This window comes from Rhodococcus sp. YL-1, from assembly GCF_001942025.1.
Lineage (GTDB): Bacteria > Actinomycetota > Actinomycetes > Mycobacteriales > Mycobacteriaceae > Rhodococcus_F > Rhodococcus_F qingshengii.
This window is the reverse complement of the sequence record NZ_CP017299.1, coordinates 1,593,978-1,610,475: the sequence shown is the minus strand read 5'-3', so window position 1 is coordinate 1,610,475 and position 16,498 is coordinate 1,593,978. Positions and strand designations below refer to the sequence as shown.

Annotated in this window: 16 protein-coding genes; 11 read left to right on the top strand and 5 right to left on the bottom strand. The window is 63.8% G+C overall.

Annotated features, from left to right (window positions below):
- The first annotated feature begins 34 nt into the window (after nt 1-34).
- The 7 genes from BH682_RS07575 to BH682_RS07545 all read left to right on the top strand — a co-directional run bounded on the left by BH682_RS07575 (nt 35) and on the right by BH682_RS07545 (nt 7,508).
- Nucleotides 35-505, top strand: coding sequence for an SRPBCC family protein (locus tag BH682_RS07575; RefSeq protein ID WP_003941500.1), 471 nt, complete (start codon nt 35-37; stop codon nt 503-505).
- Nucleotides 506-539: 34 nt separating this feature from the next.
- On the top strand, nt 540-992 hold the full coding sequence (locus tag BH682_RS07570) for a hypothetical protein (RefSeq protein ID WP_075832586.1): 453 nt from the start codon (nt 540-542) through the stop codon (nt 990-992).
- Nucleotides 982-2,001, top strand: a complete 1,020-nt coding sequence (locus BH682_RS07565) for a DNA polymerase III subunit beta family protein (RefSeq protein ID WP_070160505.1) — start codon at nt 982-984, stop codon at nt 1,999-2,001. The genes BH682_RS07570 and BH682_RS07565 overlap by 11 nt, the downstream gene beginning before the upstream one ends.
- Before the next feature lie 72 nt (nt 2,002-2,073).
- Nucleotides 2,074-2,787, top strand: a complete 714-nt coding sequence (locus tag BH682_RS07560; RefSeq protein ID WP_003941540.1) for a phosphatidylserine decarboxylase — start codon at nt 2,074-2,076, stop codon at nt 2,785-2,787.
- Nucleotides 2,788-2,846: 59 nt separating this feature from the next.
- On the top strand, nt 2,847-3,677 hold the full coding sequence (locus BH682_RS07555) for a CDP-alcohol phosphatidyltransferase family protein (protein ID WP_029254795.1): 831 nt from the start codon (nt 2,847-2,849) through the stop codon (nt 3,675-3,677).
- 21 nt (nt 3,678-3,698) lie between these two features.
- Nucleotides 3,699-5,876 carry an AAA family ATPase gene (locus tag BH682_RS07550; RefSeq protein ID WP_075832584.1) on the top strand — a complete coding sequence of 726 codons (2,178 nt, stop codon included), beginning with the start codon at nt 3,699-3,701 and terminating at the stop codon, nt 5,874-5,876.
- 9 nt (nt 5,877-5,885) lie between these two features.
- Nucleotides 5,886-7,508 (top strand): amidohydrolase, encoded by a 1,623-nt coding sequence (locus BH682_RS07545; protein WP_075832582.1) that lies wholly within the window; start codon nt 5,886-5,888, stop codon nt 7,506-7,508.
- A 90-nt stretch (nt 7,509-7,598) separates the two neighbouring features.
- Here BH682_RS07545 and BH682_RS07540 read toward each other — a convergent pair whose 3' ends face one another.
- Complete coding sequence (locus BH682_RS07540; RefSeq protein ID WP_047268844.1) at nt 7,599-7,751, bottom strand: hypothetical protein; 153 nt, start codon at nt 7,749-7,751, stop codon at nt 7,599-7,601.
- Nucleotides 7,752-7,949: 198 nt separating this feature from the next.
- Between BH682_RS07540 and BH682_RS07535 the strand changes: the two genes are divergently transcribed.
- Nucleotides 7,950-9,185 (top strand): HNH endonuclease signature motif containing protein, encoded by a 1,236-nt coding sequence (locus BH682_RS07535; protein ID WP_075832580.1) that lies wholly within the window; start codon nt 7,950-7,952, stop codon nt 9,183-9,185.
- Between the two features lie 88 nt (nt 9,186-9,273).
- On the opposite strand, the gene BH682_RS07530 is transcribed toward BH682_RS07535, so the two are convergent.
- Genes BH682_RS07530 through BH682_RS07520 form a run of 3 tightly spaced genes read right to left on the bottom strand, consistent with a single transcriptional unit; the run spans nt 9,274 to nt 12,363 of the window.
- Nucleotides 9,274-10,293, bottom strand: a complete 1,020-nt coding sequence (locus BH682_RS07530) for a DUF2804 domain-containing protein (RefSeq protein WP_029254792.1) — start codon at nt 10,291-10,293, stop codon at nt 9,274-9,276.
- A 2-nt stretch (nt 10,294-10,295) separates the two neighbouring features.
- Entirely contained in the window at nt 10,296-11,048 is a 753-nt protein-coding gene (locus tag BH682_RS07525; RefSeq protein WP_007730096.1) for an isocitrate lyase/PEP mutase family protein, read from the bottom strand.
- Nucleotides 11,049-11,094: 46 nt separating this feature from the next.
- Nucleotides 11,095-12,363, bottom strand: coding sequence for a cytochrome P450 (locus BH682_RS07520; RefSeq protein ID WP_075832578.1), 1,269 nt, complete (start codon nt 12,361-12,363; stop codon nt 11,095-11,097).
- A 128-nt stretch (nt 12,364-12,491) separates the two neighbouring features.
- Here BH682_RS07520 and BH682_RS07515 point away from each other — a divergent pair, with 128 nt between their 5' ends.
- The 3 genes from BH682_RS07515 to BH682_RS07500 all read left to right on the top strand — a co-directional run bounded on the left by BH682_RS07515 (nt 12,492) and on the right by BH682_RS07500 (nt 16,011).
- Nucleotides 12,492-13,127 (top strand): TetR/AcrR family transcriptional regulator, encoded by a 636-nt coding sequence (locus BH682_RS07515; RefSeq protein WP_042926208.1) that lies wholly within the window; start codon nt 12,492-12,494, stop codon nt 13,125-13,127.
- 9 nt (nt 13,128-13,136) lie between these two features.
- Nucleotides 13,137-14,564 carry a hypothetical protein gene (locus tag BH682_RS07510; RefSeq protein WP_075832576.1) on the top strand — a complete coding sequence of 476 codons (1,428 nt, stop codon included), beginning with the start codon at nt 13,137-13,139 and terminating at the stop codon, nt 14,562-14,564.
- 67 nt (nt 14,565-14,631) lie between these two features.
- The gene (locus tag BH682_RS07500) at nt 14,632-16,011 is read left to right on the top strand and encodes a hypothetical protein (RefSeq protein ID WP_223304380.1); all 1,380 of its coding nucleotides are present in this window, start codon (nt 14,632-14,634) and stop codon (nt 16,009-16,011) included.
- Here the strand turns inward: BH682_RS07500 and BH682_RS07495 are convergent.
- The gene (locus BH682_RS07495) at nt 15,968-16,393 is read right to left on the bottom strand and encodes an NUDIX hydrolase (protein WP_007730102.1); all 426 of its coding nucleotides are present in this window, start codon (nt 16,391-16,393) and stop codon (nt 15,968-15,970) included. The genes BH682_RS07500 and BH682_RS07495 overlap by 44 nt on opposite strands.
- Nucleotides 16,394-16,498 lie beyond the last annotated feature (105 nt).

Below are 16,498 nucleotides of genomic sequence, written 5' to 3'. Positions count from 1 at the left end.
AACTTTACGTAGCATCAACTCGACTGGAGAGACTGTGTCCAACACCCTCGAAGCAAGCATCGACATCGACGCATCACCGCAGGACGTGTGGGCAATCGTCGCCGACCTGCAGCGCATGGGCGAATGGAGCCCCCAGTGCAAGGTGATGAAGGTAATCGGCGGGACCGTGCGTGAGGGCGCCAAGACGATCAACGTCAACCGCAAGGGCCTGCTGGTCTGGCCGACGTCGTCGAAGGTCGTTCGCTTCGAGCCCAACAAGTCGGTGGCGTTCCGCATCGCGGAGAACCGCACGATCTGGTCCTACGAACTCGAGCCGACCGCTACCGGCACCAAAGTGACCGAGCGTCGCGAGGCTCCCACCGGAACGTCGAAGGTCTCGCAGTTCCTCGTCAAGACCGTCCTGGGCGGAAACGCCGACTTCGAGGTCGAGCTCGTCGAAGGCATGAATGCCACCTTGAAGCGTGTGAAGAGCGAGGCCGAGGCGGCTGCACGCACCTCTGCTTGACCCTCGACCTGGTCGAGGCATCAGGATCCGTTCCATGGATCCCGTGATGACACAGATAGCGCAGGCACAAGAATTGGCGAGCTCCGGCAATCGAGCCGGGGCTCGCTCTGCGTTCGAGAAGATGTGGGAAGAGATCAGCGCCGCCCCCGATGCGCTCCACATCGTCTCCCTCGCGCACTACATGGCCGACGTTCAAGACGACCCGGCTCAGGAGCTCTGCTGGGACCTGCGCGCCCTCGACGCTGCCGATTCGTTGACCGACGCGCGAGCCCAGGAACACCACGCATCGCTGCAGGTCGCCGGTTTCTATCCATCGCTGCACCTCAACCTGGCTGCCGACTACCGCAAACTCGGACGCGACACCGAGGCCGTCGAGCATCTGACGAAGGCCGAGGCGTCGGTCGGCACACTCGCCGACGACGGTTACGGCCGGATGATCAGGGGCGCTATCGAGCGACTGCGGGCAGAATTGATCCGTGACCACTAGTTCCGCCCTCTTGACGATCGGCGAGATGTCCAGGGCGTCGGCGCTCCCGATCAGCGCGCTGCGGTTCTACGACAAGGAAGGCGTGCTCGTCCCGCATTCCGTCGATCCGCACACCGGTTACCGCTGGTACACCGACGATCAGCTCCGCGACGCCCGCATGATCGCCGGTATGCGACGCGTCGGTGTTCCGATCCGCGACATGATGGCCGTCCTGACCGGGCCGGAACCGCATTCGTGCCTGGACGCCCATCTGCGCAACCTCGAGGACGGTCTCGCCGACGCCCGCGCCGAACTGGGGCGAATTCACCGGCTGATCGATTCGCTACCTGCCTCCGGCGGCGTGGACATCGACTCGTGGGATCTACGACGCGCACTCGACGCCGTGCTGTTCGCAGTGAACGAGGAATCGGAGTTCCCGATACTTCGCGGCGTCCACCTCGACATTCACGACGGCGTCGCTGCGTTTGTCACCACTGATCAGTTCCGGCTCGCGGTCGCCGAGGTGAAAGTTCACTCCGCTCTGACGGTGTCCGCTGTCGTTCCCGTCACCTTCGCGCGATTGTTACGCGACGTCGCCGGCGTCGTGACGTTGACTTTCTCCGCGCGCACGGTGACTGCGTCGTATCCGGGAGGTGAGGTGTCCAGTCCCCTGATCGAGGACGGAGAGTTCCCTGATCACCGAATCCTGCGCGAGCACCACAACGCCGTCGAACTGAGCGGCGACCACCTTGCTGCCCTGCTCAACGGCACCGAGGACAGTGCCGTCGTCAGCGTCGGCGAAGACGGTGGTGCCCGGGTGGATCCGGGCGGAACAGATCCCCGTGAGAAGTTCCGAGTACTGGTCGACCGGCAGCGACTGCGCGACGCCGCCGCAGCCCAACCGGGGCGGCAACTGGTGATCCGAGTAAGCGGTGCGACGCTCCCGCTGGCGATACGCACCGGCGACTGTGTCGGGTACTACTCGTACTTGATGCCACTACAGCCTGTAGGAGAGAAGGCGTTCACGTAATCTATGGATGCTCTACCGCCCCGTACTGTCAGTGCGACCAGCAGAAGACCTACCGAGTAGTTAGAGGAGCCTGTGGCACGCCGACCCACACCCCCCGGAACCCCGCAACCCACCGGGATCGGACATATCGTCGATCTGGTTCGCCATGCGATTCCGCCACTTCATCCCGCCGGCCTGCCGTTCGTGCTGGCCCCGCTGGGAGTTGCAGCTCTGGGCCGCAACCGTAAGTGGGTGCGCCGAGCCGGTCTGACCACCGCCGCCGCATGCGCCACGTTCTTCCGTCACCCGCACCGGGTGCCGCCCAACCGCATCGGCGTCGTCGTCGCACCCGCCGACGGCGAGGTGGCGTTGGTCGACAACGCCGTTCCGCCCGCCGAGCTCAATCTCGGAAGCGAGCCGCGCCCGCGCGTCAGCATCTTCCTGTCGGTTCTCGACGTGCATGTCCAGCGCAGCCCTGTCGGTGGAACGGTCAAAGAGGTCGTTCACCAGGCAGGCAAGTTCCTCTCCGCAGATCTCGCCGACGCCAGCGAGGTCAACGAGCGCAACAGCATGCTGATCGAAACCGCCGATGGTCACGACGTTGCGGTTGTCCAGATCGCGGGACTGCTTGCACGCCGCATCGTCTGCTACGCCGGTGTCGGTGACGTCCTGCCGATCGGCGACACGTACGGACTGATCCGTTTCGGCTCACGCGTCGACACCTATTTCCCCGCCGGAACCACACTCCTGGTCGAGCCGGGACAACGCACGATCGGTGCTGAAACAGTTATCGCGCAACTGCCGTGAAGACGCCGAAGATGAAGTCAGCCGTGAAGAAGCCGGGAGCAGCCCAACCCGGCGCGAAGATGCCCAAACGCACCCAGGCGGTGCGGTTGCTGCCGTCCGTCATCACCATCCTGGCGCTGTGCGCCGGGCTGTCCGCCGTCAAATTCGCTCTCGACGGACAACCCGGTACCTCGCTCGCGATGATCGGCGCAGCTGCCGTCCTCGATTCACTCGACGGCCGCATCGCGCGACTGCTCGACGCCACCAGCAAGATCGGCGCCGAACTCGACTCACTGGCCGACTCCATCTCCTTCGGCGTCGCCCCGGCCCTGGTCCTGTACGTGACCTTGCTGGACGGCACCAGCATCGGCTGGATCATCGCGTTGATCTACGCGGTCAGCATCGTGTTGCGACTCGCACGTTTCAACACTCTGCTCGACGACGACGACGTCCCCGCGTACGCACGTGAGTACTTCGTCGGCGTTCCGGCTCCGGCCGGCGCACTCATCGCCCTCACTCCCCTGGCCGCGACGGCTCAGTGGGGTGACGGCTGGTGGTCTTCGCACTTCGTCGTCATCGTGTGGACGCTCTTCTCGGCTGCACTGATCGTCAGCCGCATCCCGACGCTGGCGATGAAGTCGGTATCCGTGCCGCCGCACATGGCGGCCGGCCTGCTCGTCCTGGTGACGTTGGCTGCAGCCGCACTCATCACCTACCCGTACATCCTGCTGATCGTTCTCATCGCGATCTACCTGGTGCACATCCCGTTTGCCGTGCACTCGAAGCGGTGGGTGGCAGCACGTCCCGAAACCTGGGACATCAAGCCTTCCGAACGCCGCGCGATCCGACGCCAACCCAACGTCGGTGGCCGCCGCTCGGCCGCTCGTCTCGGATTGCGGCGACCCCGCTAGTCCACGACGTACTCTCGAGAGGTGACTTCGCCGGAACTCGCCCTCACAGTTCGACTCAACACCTCTGCCGCCGACCTACGCCGCGGGGTCGTGCGCTTGCACCCCGAAGCGTTGGCGGCGTTGGGCATCCGCGAATGGGATGCCATCGCACTCATGGGAGCCCGCGGCACCGCGACCGTCGCGGGCCGTGCACCCACCGGAACCCCGGCAGGCACGATCCTTCTCGACGACGTCACCATGTCGAACGTCGGCCTGACCGAGAACTCTTCCGTCGTGGTCGGTCCGGTGACGGTGTACGGAGCGCGATCCGTCTCCGTCACCGGCTCGTCCATGGCGACAAATTCGATCAGCTCGACGGTTCTGCGACAAGCTCTTCTGGGCAAGGTCGTCAGCGTCGGCGACACGGTCTCGCTCCTCCCCCGCGATCTCGGTCCGGGTACGAGCACTTCCGAAGCCACCCAAGCGCTTTCCCGTACCTTCGGCGTCGCGTGGACATCCGAACTGCTCACCGTCACGGCCGTCGAACCTGCCGGTGGTCCGGTCAGCGTCCAGCCGAATTCGGCAGTCAACTGGGGTTCCGGCTCGGCGGGCACACTGACACCGAGTGCGCTTGTTTCCAGTCCGGCCGCCGTCGCGATCGAGCCTGCACCGTCGGTTCCGCTGGATCACCTCGCCGGCGCGCAAGCGCAGGCAGCCAAGCTGACCGAGTGGCTCGGCCTGGCACTCGACGAACCAGAACTGCTCCGTACGCTCGGCGCCTCACCGCACCTCGGCGTCCTCATCACGGGCCCCGCCGGCGTAGGCAAAGCCACGTTGGCCCGCTCGGTCCTGTCCTCGCGCAAACTGGTCGAACTCGACGGCCCGGGAGTCGGTGCCACCGAGGCGAATACCCGCCTGCAGCGAATCGTCGACGCCGTTGCTGCCGTGCGCGGCGGTGGTGTACTGCTGATCAGTGACATCGACGCTCTGCTTCCGGCCACCGCGGAACCGGTATCCGCACTGATCCTCGAACAACTGCGCAGCGCCGTCGCAACCCCGGGCGTGGCATTCGTCGCGACCTCCGCCCATCCGGAGACCGTCGACGCGCGCCTTCGCGGCCAGGATCTCTGCGATCGAGAACTCGCACTTACCCTGCCGGACGGCGCAACCCGCAAGGCGTTGCTCGAACTCCTGCTCCGCCGCGTGCCCACCGGAACCCTCGAACTCGACGCCATCGCCTCGCGCGCACCGGGATTCGTGGTCGCCGACCTCGCGGCGCTCTGCCGTGAAGCTGCCTTGCGAGCGGCGACGCGGGCGTCCAAATCCGGTGATTCTCCGGAGATCACGCAGGAAGATCTTGTCGGTGCCCTCGAAGTGATTCGGCCACTGTCTCGTTCGAGTACCGAAGAACTGTCGATCGGCAGCGTCACCCTCGACGACGTCGGCGACATGGTCGAAACCAAACAGGCCCTCACCGAAGCGGTGCTGTGGCCGCTACAGCACCCCGACTCCTTCGCACGCCTCGGTGTCGACCCACCCCGCGGCGTGCTCCTCTACGGCCCTCCCGGCTGCGGTAAGACGTATCTCGTTCGTGCCCTTGCCAGCTCAGGTCACCTCAGCGTCCACGCCGTCAAAGGTGCGGAGCTGATGGACAAGTGGGTCGGCGCCTCCGAAAAGGCCGTACGCGAGTTGTTCCAGCGCGCACGCGATTCGGCGCCCTCGTTGATCTTCCTCGACGAAATCGACGCCCTTGCCCCGCGTCGTGGTCAAAGTTCCGACTCCGGGGTGTCGGATCGCGTCGTAGCCGCGTTGCTGACCGAACTCGACGGCGTCGAACCGCTACGCGACGTCGTGGTGTTGGGCGCCACCAATCGACCGGATCTGATCGACCCGGCTCTCCTGCGCCCCGGCAGACTCGAACGTCTCGTATTCGTACCGCCGCCGGATGCGGAGGCCCGCAAAGCGATTCTGCGTGCTTCCGGCAAGTCGGTACCGCTCGCCGAAGATGTCGATTTGGACATTCTGGCCGTCGATCTCGAGGGATACTCGGCAGCAGACTGCTCGGCTCTCCTGCGTGAGGCTGCACTCGCCGCCATGCGTCGGAGCATGGACGCGGCCGACGTGACGGCCGCGGACGTGGCAACCGCCCGTGAGAAGGTACGTCCCTCACTCGATCCCGAGCAGGTGGCACACCTACAGGCGTACGCGGACAACCGATAAGGACTGACCATGGCTGCTGATCTGGTTCTGTACGGCGACATCGTGACCATGCACGAGGAAGCACCACGCGCCCAGGCGCTCGCCGTGACGGGCGGCCGGATCACAGCCGTCGGCGCGCGCACGGACGTCGAGGAACTGGTGGGGCCGGATACCCGCGTCGTCGACGTCGGAGGTGCCACTGTTCTGCCGGGGTTCATCGAGCCACACGGTCACCCTTTGGAAGAAGCCATCGTGCTCGGGCCTGACGTCGTCGACATCCGGCCTGTCACGATCGCCGAGGCGGACGCCGTAGTTGCTGCCGTCGTCGACACTGTTCGTTCGCGAGGTGCTGCCGGCGCTTCTCTGAACGGTTGGGACCCGTTGCTGCAGAAGGGCCTACCCGACCCGACCATCGACTGGCTGGACTCCGTAGCGCCGGAGTACCCCCTCGTGATCATGCACAACTCGGGACACGTCGCGTATTTCAACACGGCGGCAGCAGTGCAGGCCGGCATCACCCGCGATACCCCCGATCCGATCGGCGGATCGTACGGCCACGACGCGACGGGCGCACTCGACGGAGCCGCGTACGAAATGCCTGCGGTGTTCGCAGTCGCGGGCCACGCAGTCACTATCGGTGACGACTTCCCCGCACTGGTGGCGGCCGAATGCGCCCGACTGAACGCCGCCGGAATCACCACCATCGCCGAATTGTCGTTCGACCCCAAGATGCGGCCCGCCCTGGCCGCAATAGCCGACGCCGGACTGCTCACCACCCGCCTGCGGCTCTACGAAATGTCCAACGACGCACGCACTACCGAGGCGTCGCCGGGCGACGGAAACGACCTGGTGCGCCAGATCGGCATCAAGGTCTGGTCCGACGGTTCGCCGTGGGTCGGCAACATCGCCACCAGTTTCCCGTATCTCGATACCGAAGCCACCCGTGCGCTCGGGATCGCCTGCACGCACGGGCATGCCAACTACACCGGCGAACAGATCCACGACATCAGTTCCGCTTACTTCGCCAAGGGGTGGCAGATGGCGTGCCACGCCCACGGCGACGACGCGATCACCATGGTTCTCGACGCGTGGGAGCAGCTTCTGAAGGAGCACCCCCGGCCCGATCACCGGTTGCGCCTCGAACATGTCGGCGCGATGCGTCCGGATCAGTTCGCCCGCGCAGCGGAACTGGGCGTCACGGTCAGCATCTTCATCGACCACTTGCACTACTGGGGTGACGTTCTGGTGGATGACCTGTTCGGCCCCGAATACGGATCCGTCTGGGCCGCAGCAGGATCTGCACTCGCGGCCGGGCAACGGTTCACCTTCCACAACGACGGTCCCGTCACCCCCGCCAATCCGCTACGGAATATGCAGGACGCCGTCACCAGACTTTCGCCCAGCGGCCGCGTCGTGGCACCCCAGGAACGGATCCCCGTGGATGCCGCAGTGCGCGCCCACACGGTCAACGCCGCGTGGCAGCTGTTCAGCGAAGATCACATCGGGTCCATCTTTCCCGGTGCCTACGCGGATTTGGTTGTGCTGTCGGCAAATACCCTCGACGTCGAGCCGGCCGAGCTGGCCGACATCACGGTGCTCGCCACCGTCCTGGAGGGCCGGACGGTGTACGGGGACCTGAGCGCGATCGGCTGATCGGTCGCCGAACGCCGTGGACAAAGGCCGATAACCTTCTCTGCTCGAGTTCCAAGGATTGTTGCGAAACCGGAGACGGCGCAGGTGGTCTCAGGGTTCAGTGCGGATGTCGTCAACGACCTGAGCGATCGCATGTTTCGCCCAGGCCGTGATCTGCTCGTTCGTGTCGCGGTAGTACGGCAAGGCAACCAATGCAATCGACAGAGCCCATGCGCGGCCACGCGTCCAAGTGCCCTCGTCCACGTCAACATGAAGCCGGAATGTATGCCGAGTGCTCGGCGTCAGCAGAGTCCATGCAATGAGGCAGTCGAGATTGCCTGCCGCAAATCGAATGAAGATCCGAAAAGTCCCAAAAATCGGAATTGTCGAAAATTATTGCATAGGAACAGTTTTCGAGATTCAAGTCTTGTGCTCGAAACTTTGTTCGATTAGACTTTTAGCATGGACAGTCGGGAAGCGTGGCAGCTGGATGGTGAGGACCTCAAGAGTGAGGTTCTCGATCTGGCGCGTGCCCGGCACGAGTTGCAGTCGCGGATGGTGTTGTTGATCGTGGAAATGTTTTCCCGTGAGGTTCTCGGGGGGAAGGGTTTTCGGGCGATCGCGCAGTGGTTGCATGGTTCGACGAATTTGGAGATCGGTGAGTGCAGTCTGCTGGTCGGGTTGGCGCGGTTGTTGATGCTCGAACCTGTTGTGGCGGATGTGTTTCACCGCGGTGATGTGGATGCGTTGAAGGCGCGGCAGGTGGCGTCGTTTTGTCAGCATCCGCCGAAGAACATGACCCTGGCGGATGTGGACAAGGCTCGCGGGATCCTGCTTGGCCTGGCGTCGCAGAATATTGCTGATTGTGATGCGGTGCGGGCGGCGATCCGCCGGATCGAGAAGCAGTACGGCAAACGCGACGGTGTTCCGGTCGGGGAAGATTCCGAACGTAACGAGTTCTACGCCTCGAAAGGCCTGTACGGCAGAGTAACTGTGAAGGGCGACCTAGATGCTGTGAACGGGGCCCGGTTGATCACGTTGTTGTCGAGCCTGTCTGCGCCGACGCCGGAGAAGGACGGCGTCAAGGACGCCCGCACGCCGGCGCTGCGGCGTGCGGACGGGTTTTGTGAGTTGTTGCGCCGGTATGAGCGGGCGGGGTTGGGCCCGATCGAGGGCGGGGTGAAACCGCACATCACGGTCACCGCCAGCGCGAAAGACATGACGGATCTGCAAGCGTTGAAGGACTTGCTGCCGTCGACCGATGAACTCGGGTTTGCGTGGACGGATTGGGTAGGTCCGATCAGTATCGATACCGCGCGGATGTTGGCGTGCGACTGCACCGTGACGCGGATTTTGTTGGATGAGAATGGTGTTCCGCTCGAGTGCGGTAAGGAAGCGAGAACAGCGACGGTGCCGCAGAGGCGGGCGTTGGCGGTTCGTGATGGTGGGTGTGCGTTTCCGGGATGCGGGACACCGTCGGGGTGGTGCGATGCTCATCATATTGTTCACTGGAACGATGGTGGCCCAACAGATCTCGACAATCTGATCTTGTTGTGCGGTCATCATCATCGGACGATGCACCACACCGAGTGGCGGGTGGAGATCGGGCCGGATCGCAAATCGGTGTTCTATCCACCGATGTCGATCGATCCGTATCAGCAGCCGATCGGCGGGAACAGCCCACCGACAGCAGCCTGAAGTGAAACAACTCGAGACGCGAGCACCGGGGCACGATCATGCCCCGGTGCTCATGCTGCGTTCCGCCATCTTCGCGGAGACGTACGGCCTACCAGCGGTTCCGAACCTCCTCGGCAAATCCGAGGAGATCTCGAACCACCACGGAGGTACCGTCGTCGAGGATTACTGTGCCGGAGAACTTTCCGAACACCTGATGCTGAATCGAACGCAGCACCCCGACGTCGAAAGTCGCGGCACGGTCGATGATCGGCTCGAAAGTCATCTCGAAGCGACCATCGTTGCTCGAGAAGTTCCACGGAGCGCCGTCGTACGTTCCCTGCGGGATGCCGAAGTCGATCCTGTCCAGTTTGTGTGCCCGCCCTCCGACAAACACGATGTTCTCGCTGGCCGCCGTAGTATCGCCGAAGCCGTACCCGATGTTGAATCCGAACCGCTCGCCGTTCACCAGTCCGGATGCAGAACCCCAGTACCAGGTGTTGTCGTAAGTCCAGACTCCCCTGCCCCAATCGAGAACGCCGAACGAGTCCTCCGAGCGAAATGTGAAGTCGTCGCTCCCGATTCGCACGGTCCCGGCAGCGGGCAGGCAGTTGATCTTCTGGTTGTAGTAAAACGAACGGGACGCCTTCGGAAACGGTGTGGCGATCACCATCCGGTCATCGGCAGGACTCGCCAGGAACAAATCGGCATGAAGGCCTCGCCCACCGTCGAAAGCCGGGTAGTCGACAATCAGGTGGCGCCCACCGTCCACATGGCGAAACTCGAAGCGAGCTTTACCTTTCGACACCACCACATCACCGTCGTCCGCGCTTTCGGGCAGACCGAGCCTTCCCATCGGGAACGGCAGCATCACGTTTTCGGTGATCTCGTGTGGTGTTCGGAAATCGAGCCAGGAGACTCCGAGCAAGCCCATGTACCCGTTGTCGGCGACGGTCAACGCGATGCCGTAATCCGCAGTGAGAACGCAGTAGTAGTCCCACTCCTTGATCCGGAACTTGGGAGCGGTGATCGCAGAGCGTCGATACTTGCGAATCTCCGATGGGGCCCAACCCGTCTCGACCAAATGTCCGCGATCGTCGAGAAGCGGGCCGGGCGACATCAGTGTCTGCATTCTTACTTCCAGCGTCCCAAGATCTCGTTCGCACGGTTGGCCAATGCCATCTGGAAGAACGGACCGAAGCTCACACGTGCCACTCCGAGCGGACCGAAACTTGCCGGGTCGTCCTGGTCCGGGATTCCGATCGCATTGATCGGAAGTGGGAGCTCGGACGTCAGGCGGCGCTGGGTCGCGTCGTCATGCCGCCCGACGGGGTAGAGAACGTCGGCGCCGGCGTCGGCCGCCAGCTTGAGGCGTGCGATGGCGCGATCGACGCGATCGGACTCGTCACCGACCTGCTTCACGAACAGGTCGGTGCGCGCGTTGACGACAACGTGAACTCCGGCTGCGTCGGCGGCCTGACGAAGCCCACCCACGAAGTCGGCGTGCTCCTGCGCCTCGCGCAAGCGTCCGCCTTCACTGTGAACGGTGTCCTCGATGTTGAGTCCGACAGCGCCGGCATCGATCAACCCGTCGATGAGAACTGCCGGCTCGAGCCCGTAACCACCCTCGATGTCCACCGAGATCGGGGCGTCGACCGCACCGGTGATCTGCTTGATCCGGTGCAGAAGTTCATCGAAGGTGATGCCCTCGTTGTCCGGCTTGCCGATGGAATCGGAAACCGGATGACTGCCTACCGTCAGGGCTGCAAAACCGGCAGCCACCGCAAGATTCGCCGACCACGCGTCCCACACCGTCGGGAGAATGACCGGATTACCTGGCTGGTGCAACGCCAATAGAGCAGTTGCCTTGTCGTTGATCGAAGTCATGCGGTGGCTCCTCGAGATCGTGGGGTGTACCTCTCACCTACCGACTCTAGTGAGCGACCGGGCAGCCTGTGCTCTTGTAATCGACCTGGAACTCCTTGATGCCGTTGATCCAACCCGAGCGCAGACGGCGCGGATCACCGATCTTGGTGATGTCCGGGACGTTGTCGGCGATCGCGTTGAACATCAAGTCGATCTCCATACGAGCGAGGTTGGCACCGATGCAGAAGTGCGCGCCCGTTCCGCCGAAGCCCAAGTGCGGATTGGGGTTACGAGTGATGTCGAACGTCATCGGGTTCTCGAAGACGTCCTCGTCGAAGTTCGCGGAGCTGTACAGCATCACCACGCGCTGCCCCTTCTTGATCGACACTCCTGCCAATTCCGTGTCCGCGAGCGCGGTGCGCTGGAAGGCGGTGACGGGTGTCGCCCAACGGACGATCTCGTCGGCCGTCGTCTTGGGACGTTCCTTCTTGTACAGCTCCCACTGCTCGGGGTTGTCCAGGAACGCGATCATTCCGTGCGTGATGGCGTTGCGAGTGGTCTCGTTCCCTGCGACCGCCAGGATGAGCACGAAGAACCCGAACTCCTCCGGGCTCAAGGAGTCGCCGTCGATGTCGGCCTGGACCAGAGTGGTGACGATGTCGTCTGCCGGGCAGGTACGACGCGCGTCTGCCATTTGGTACGCGTATCCGAGGACCTCGGTGGACGCGACTGCCGGATCACCCTGATATTCCGGGTCGTCGTAGCCCATCATCTCGTTGGACCACTTGAACAGCTTGTCCCGATCGTCCTGCGGTACACCGATCAGATCCGCGATCGCTTGGAGCGGCAGCTCGCTGGCAACCTGCGTCACGAAGTCGCCCGGGCCTTCGCTCACAGCGGTGTCGACGATGCTCCGTGCACGACGGTCCAATTCGTCGCGCATGCCGTTGATCGCGCGAGGCGTGAACAGCTTCGAAATCAGCTTGCGGAGCTTGGTGTGCTCCGGTGCATCCTTGTTGAGCAGAAGATGCCGGAGCATCTCGACGGCCTCACGTGGCATGTCGTCGGCGAAACGCGCGATCGCGGTGTTCTCCCAGCTCGAGAACACATCGCTGCGCTGGCTGACCTCTTTGACGTCAGCGTGACGCGAGACCACCCAGTAGCCCTCGTCCTGGAATCCACCGACCGTCGGCGGCTGCTCACACCACCACACGGGTGCGTTGCGACGCAGTTCGGCGAATTCCTCGAAAGGGATCCGCTCCCCGAGGACAGCAGGATCGGTGACGTCGAATCCGGCCGGCAGGTCAGGCGTGCGTGTTGTGTCCGAGATGGTCATGGCGTCCTCTGATCGGTCGAATGTGCGCTACACCACAGAGTAGCTTTCACTAACGGACTGTCAAGTGAAAGACGGAGAGTCTCGTGCAACTGACCCGTGAGAGCCCCCGCGGCACTAGGATCCTGGTAATGACAGATACCTCCGGCAGACTGACGCTGCGAGAGAAGCAGAAGCAGCGAACCCGCGCAGACCTCGTGGATGCCGCCGGCGCGCTCTTCACCGAACGCGGATACGCGGCTGTCACCGTCGAGGACATCGCCGGCCGGGTCGGTTGCAGCCGAGCCACCTTCTACCTGCACTTTCCCGGAAAGATCGACATCCTCAAGGCGCTCGGCTCGAACACCGTCGTATCCAGCACCCTCGCCATATTCCAGGATCTCGACCACGTACTCGATTCCGGTTCGCGCGAAGAATTCGCCGGCTGGATCAACCGCGCTCTCGACTGGTGCCGCGATCACCACCACATGATGCGGGCGTGGGACGAGGCCATGGTCCTCGAACCCGAGTTCCGCACACTGGCCCGCGAAGGCATCTCTGCACTGCCCAACGCGATGCCGTCGTACCTCGCCCGTTGGCCGCAGAGCCGACACGACGAGGCGAAACTCCGGGTCGAACTCCTGCTGACACAGGTCGAGCGCTTCTTCATTCGCTGGGCGGAACAGGGCGCGATCACCGCGGGCGCGGACGTCGCAGCAGACGTTCTCACCGACATCTGGTTTCCGGCACTCACGCCGCCCACGACCGATGTCGCGGCGCCGCGATAGGTTGGCCCGATGCCACTCGATCTTCGAGCGATCCTCACCACCGTCGCTGCGCTCCTGTCCGGGATACTCGCGGCGCTGGCCCTGACCAATCCGGTTGTCCGTGACTGGGCCATCGTGGCCTCCCCGTCGGAAGTAGATCGCTGGATCAGCAGTGGACCGACTGCTGTCGGGCTCGGCGCCGTGGTTGCCGTACTTGCCTGCGCACTCTCACAGCGTCGCGGCTCCCGTCGGGCAGCCTGGATCGCGATCACCGTCGGGGTCGCCGTCATCGCGATCATTCGGACAGTCGTGCCCGAGGTTGCGTCACTGGACCTGCTGATCGCCGTGATCATCGTCAAAAGTGTTGCAGCCGGCGCGATTCTGGGTTGTGTGGTTGCCGTCAGTTGGGATCGCACCGCCACGAAGAACGCCACCCTCCTCGGCGTGCTTGCCGCCTTCCTCGCGGTTCGCACGTTCGCCGGCGGGACGGGCCGAATGAGTACGTCTTCGGTAGGTGAGCCGTCGTGGTGGCTGATCGGCGCCACGGCCGCAGCAGCAATCGCCTGTGCAGTGACCGCGCAATCCGGCTTCCGGATCCGCAAGCCCGACGCGGGCGAAATCCGCATCGCGCTCGTGGTGATCGCCGCGCTGGCGATCGGGCATCGAGTGCTCGGCGCCGTGATCGATCGCCAGCAGTACGCGTCCGAGGCAACTGCCTGGATCGTCATGGTCTTGGCAGCGGGCGCTGCGCTCGCGTTGACATGGATCGCCGCCTACCGTCTCGGCGACACCTCCGGTGCTGGTGGCAAGTTCCTCTGGGCCGCAACCGCTCTGGCCGCTGCGTCGGCTCCGCTGTTCGTCGACATCGCGAAGGGTTCCGGCCACTGGGGAGACCTGAAGTCCCCCTGGGTACTGGTGCTTTTCGCAGCCCTGCCGGTCGCCGTCGGATTGCGACTGCACAAGCAGGTGCCAAACCTCGTTCCCATCGCCGTTCTCGTTGCGGTACCGCTGTCAGAACTACTGCCCTTCGACTCCACGCACGGTGTCTGGTCAATCGCACTGAAGATCGCCTCGCTGGGTCTCGCCGCCGGATTGCTGTTCGGTGCCCTGGCTCCCGGCAGCCTGGTCGACGCCACACTCGGACTCGCCATTCCCTTTGCCGCAATGACCTTCTCGTCGATCGCCATTCTCACCGATCAGCTCACCGCGCCGCCAGAGTTGACAGCGGCAGACATTCAGCGATTGATGGAACTTCCCATCCCGGCGCACGTCAGCGCCAACGGAGGACTATTCGGACGCGGAATAGGCATCACCATCGACTACGTCACCCCTCAGACCGTCGGCGCTGCAATCCTCTTCGCCTTGATCATCGGCTTCTGCGGTGCAGCGATCCTCCGACGGTCCCATCCACCCTTCGACACCACGGAATCTCGGATCGAACCGGAGCCAGTCGACTGACACACCGTCACCGGACTGAGACCTGCTATTGCGGTGCAACTGGTACCGGATTGACTATTTTGGAGCAGTGCCCATCGCCCGCAGGACGCTGCTCGTCGCGCTGAGTGGTGTGACGGCATTCGTCGTCACCGTCGTCGCCTTGGCACCGTTCGTGAACAGCCAGTCGACGTCGATTTCGACGGGCGACAGGTTCTGGTCGATCTCGACGATCGGCGCCGGCGTTCTGGCTGTCGTCGCGGTCGGGACAGCCGCGATGATGGCCCGCTGCCGCTTGCGGACCGCGGCCATGACGGTCTTCGGTGGACTCCTACTCGAACTGCCCGGGCTCTACGATCACAACTTCGAGGCACTCTCACCCGTGGGTGCGGGAGTCGCTGTCGGCGCGGTCACGGTTGCTGCCGCTCCCCGGGTCCGAGCCGCTTCCGTCGCGGGAACGATTGTTGCCGTGCATGTCTCGGATTCACTCCTCGACGAAGACGCTATTCCTCGGCGGTACGCGGACTACATCGCCGACAACACCAACCAGTTTCAACCACCAGTGTTGGGGGCAACACTGCTCGCGCTCGCTTTGGCCGCCGCCTGCGTCGCCGCGTTCTGGTTCCACGACTTCGACAAGGACCACCCCAAGGAACGGATGGCCGTTCGACCGGTGACTATCGCGGCGGTGCTCACTCTCTTCGGGGTCGCTGCGAATTGGTGGTTCGAGATCACCACCGTCACGGCGGCGGTGCCTCTACTACTCGTCGCGCTGGTGATCACGGTGATCTGCGCGCGGGTGCTGGGCGACGGCAGTCGAATCCTGCTGATGTGTACCGCTGCCGTCGCAACTCTGGCGGCGGTCTCGGCGAACCGTCCCGCAACCGAAGCCATGGAATGGTCGAAAACCCCCGCCTCCACCGCCGTCGTGATCGGACTCGTCATCGTCGCCGCGGCAGCGATCGGCGCGATCGCTCCCTCGCGAGTCGTCGGCTACGGATTGCTCCTGACGGTCACGGTCGCCGGGATCGTCAGCTACGCCACGTCGCCGTCGCCGAAGATCGGTGACGTTCTCACGATCAGCGATCTTCTTGTCGCCTTCACCGCTGCGGTCGTCACATACGCGATCGCCAGCGCGATGTACCGAGAGCCACCGCGGACCGGAGCGTCGCGAGCACTCGTCGGACTCGGTGTCATCTTCGGCCCGACGGCGCTGGCCCTGCTCGTCTATCCGCAGTTCGACTACGGATGGACGGCGTACACGCCGCTCGACGAGAACAAGCCCTTCAACGGCATCACGACGGTCGGCCCGTTCGAAATCTCGACCGACATTCTGATACTCGACGCCGTGGCGCTGATCATCGTGGCCGTCTGCGCCTACGTGAGTCTCCGATTGGGGCGGATCAATCGATCCGTTCCTCCGCCGATCAGTCGATCAGATCCATCGACGCCAGGCGATGGAACACTTTGAGCGATCCGGGCGCCACCTCGTCCATCGCTGCGTACTCGGCGAGCGTGAAGTAGCGGAACTCGGCGATCTCGCTGGTCGGGTGCGGGTCTCCGGCCATCTCCGCCAGATAACAACTCATGTGCAGGCCCGTGTCCGCGGAATGTCCGAAAGCGTGAGCCTCGAAGACGTCGAGGAACGTGACCGTCCCGTCGACCAGATCGACGTCGAGTTCCTCCCGAATTTCGCGGTGCAGTGCCTGCTCGGGCGTCTCCCCCGGGTCGATCTTTCCGCCGGCCATGTAGAACGCCGTCTTGCCCACGGAGCGGGTCTGGATCAGCTTGCGGTCACGAATGTGTGCAAGGGCAGCGGTACGGATGATCGTGGTGGGTGTCGACGAATTCACGTCGTCCAACCTACGTGTATCAGCGAGTGCCGATGATGTCCGAATCGACTCGCTGCACATCGAAACTGCCACGCCCGGTAATATGTACGCAAAGACAACCTCTCC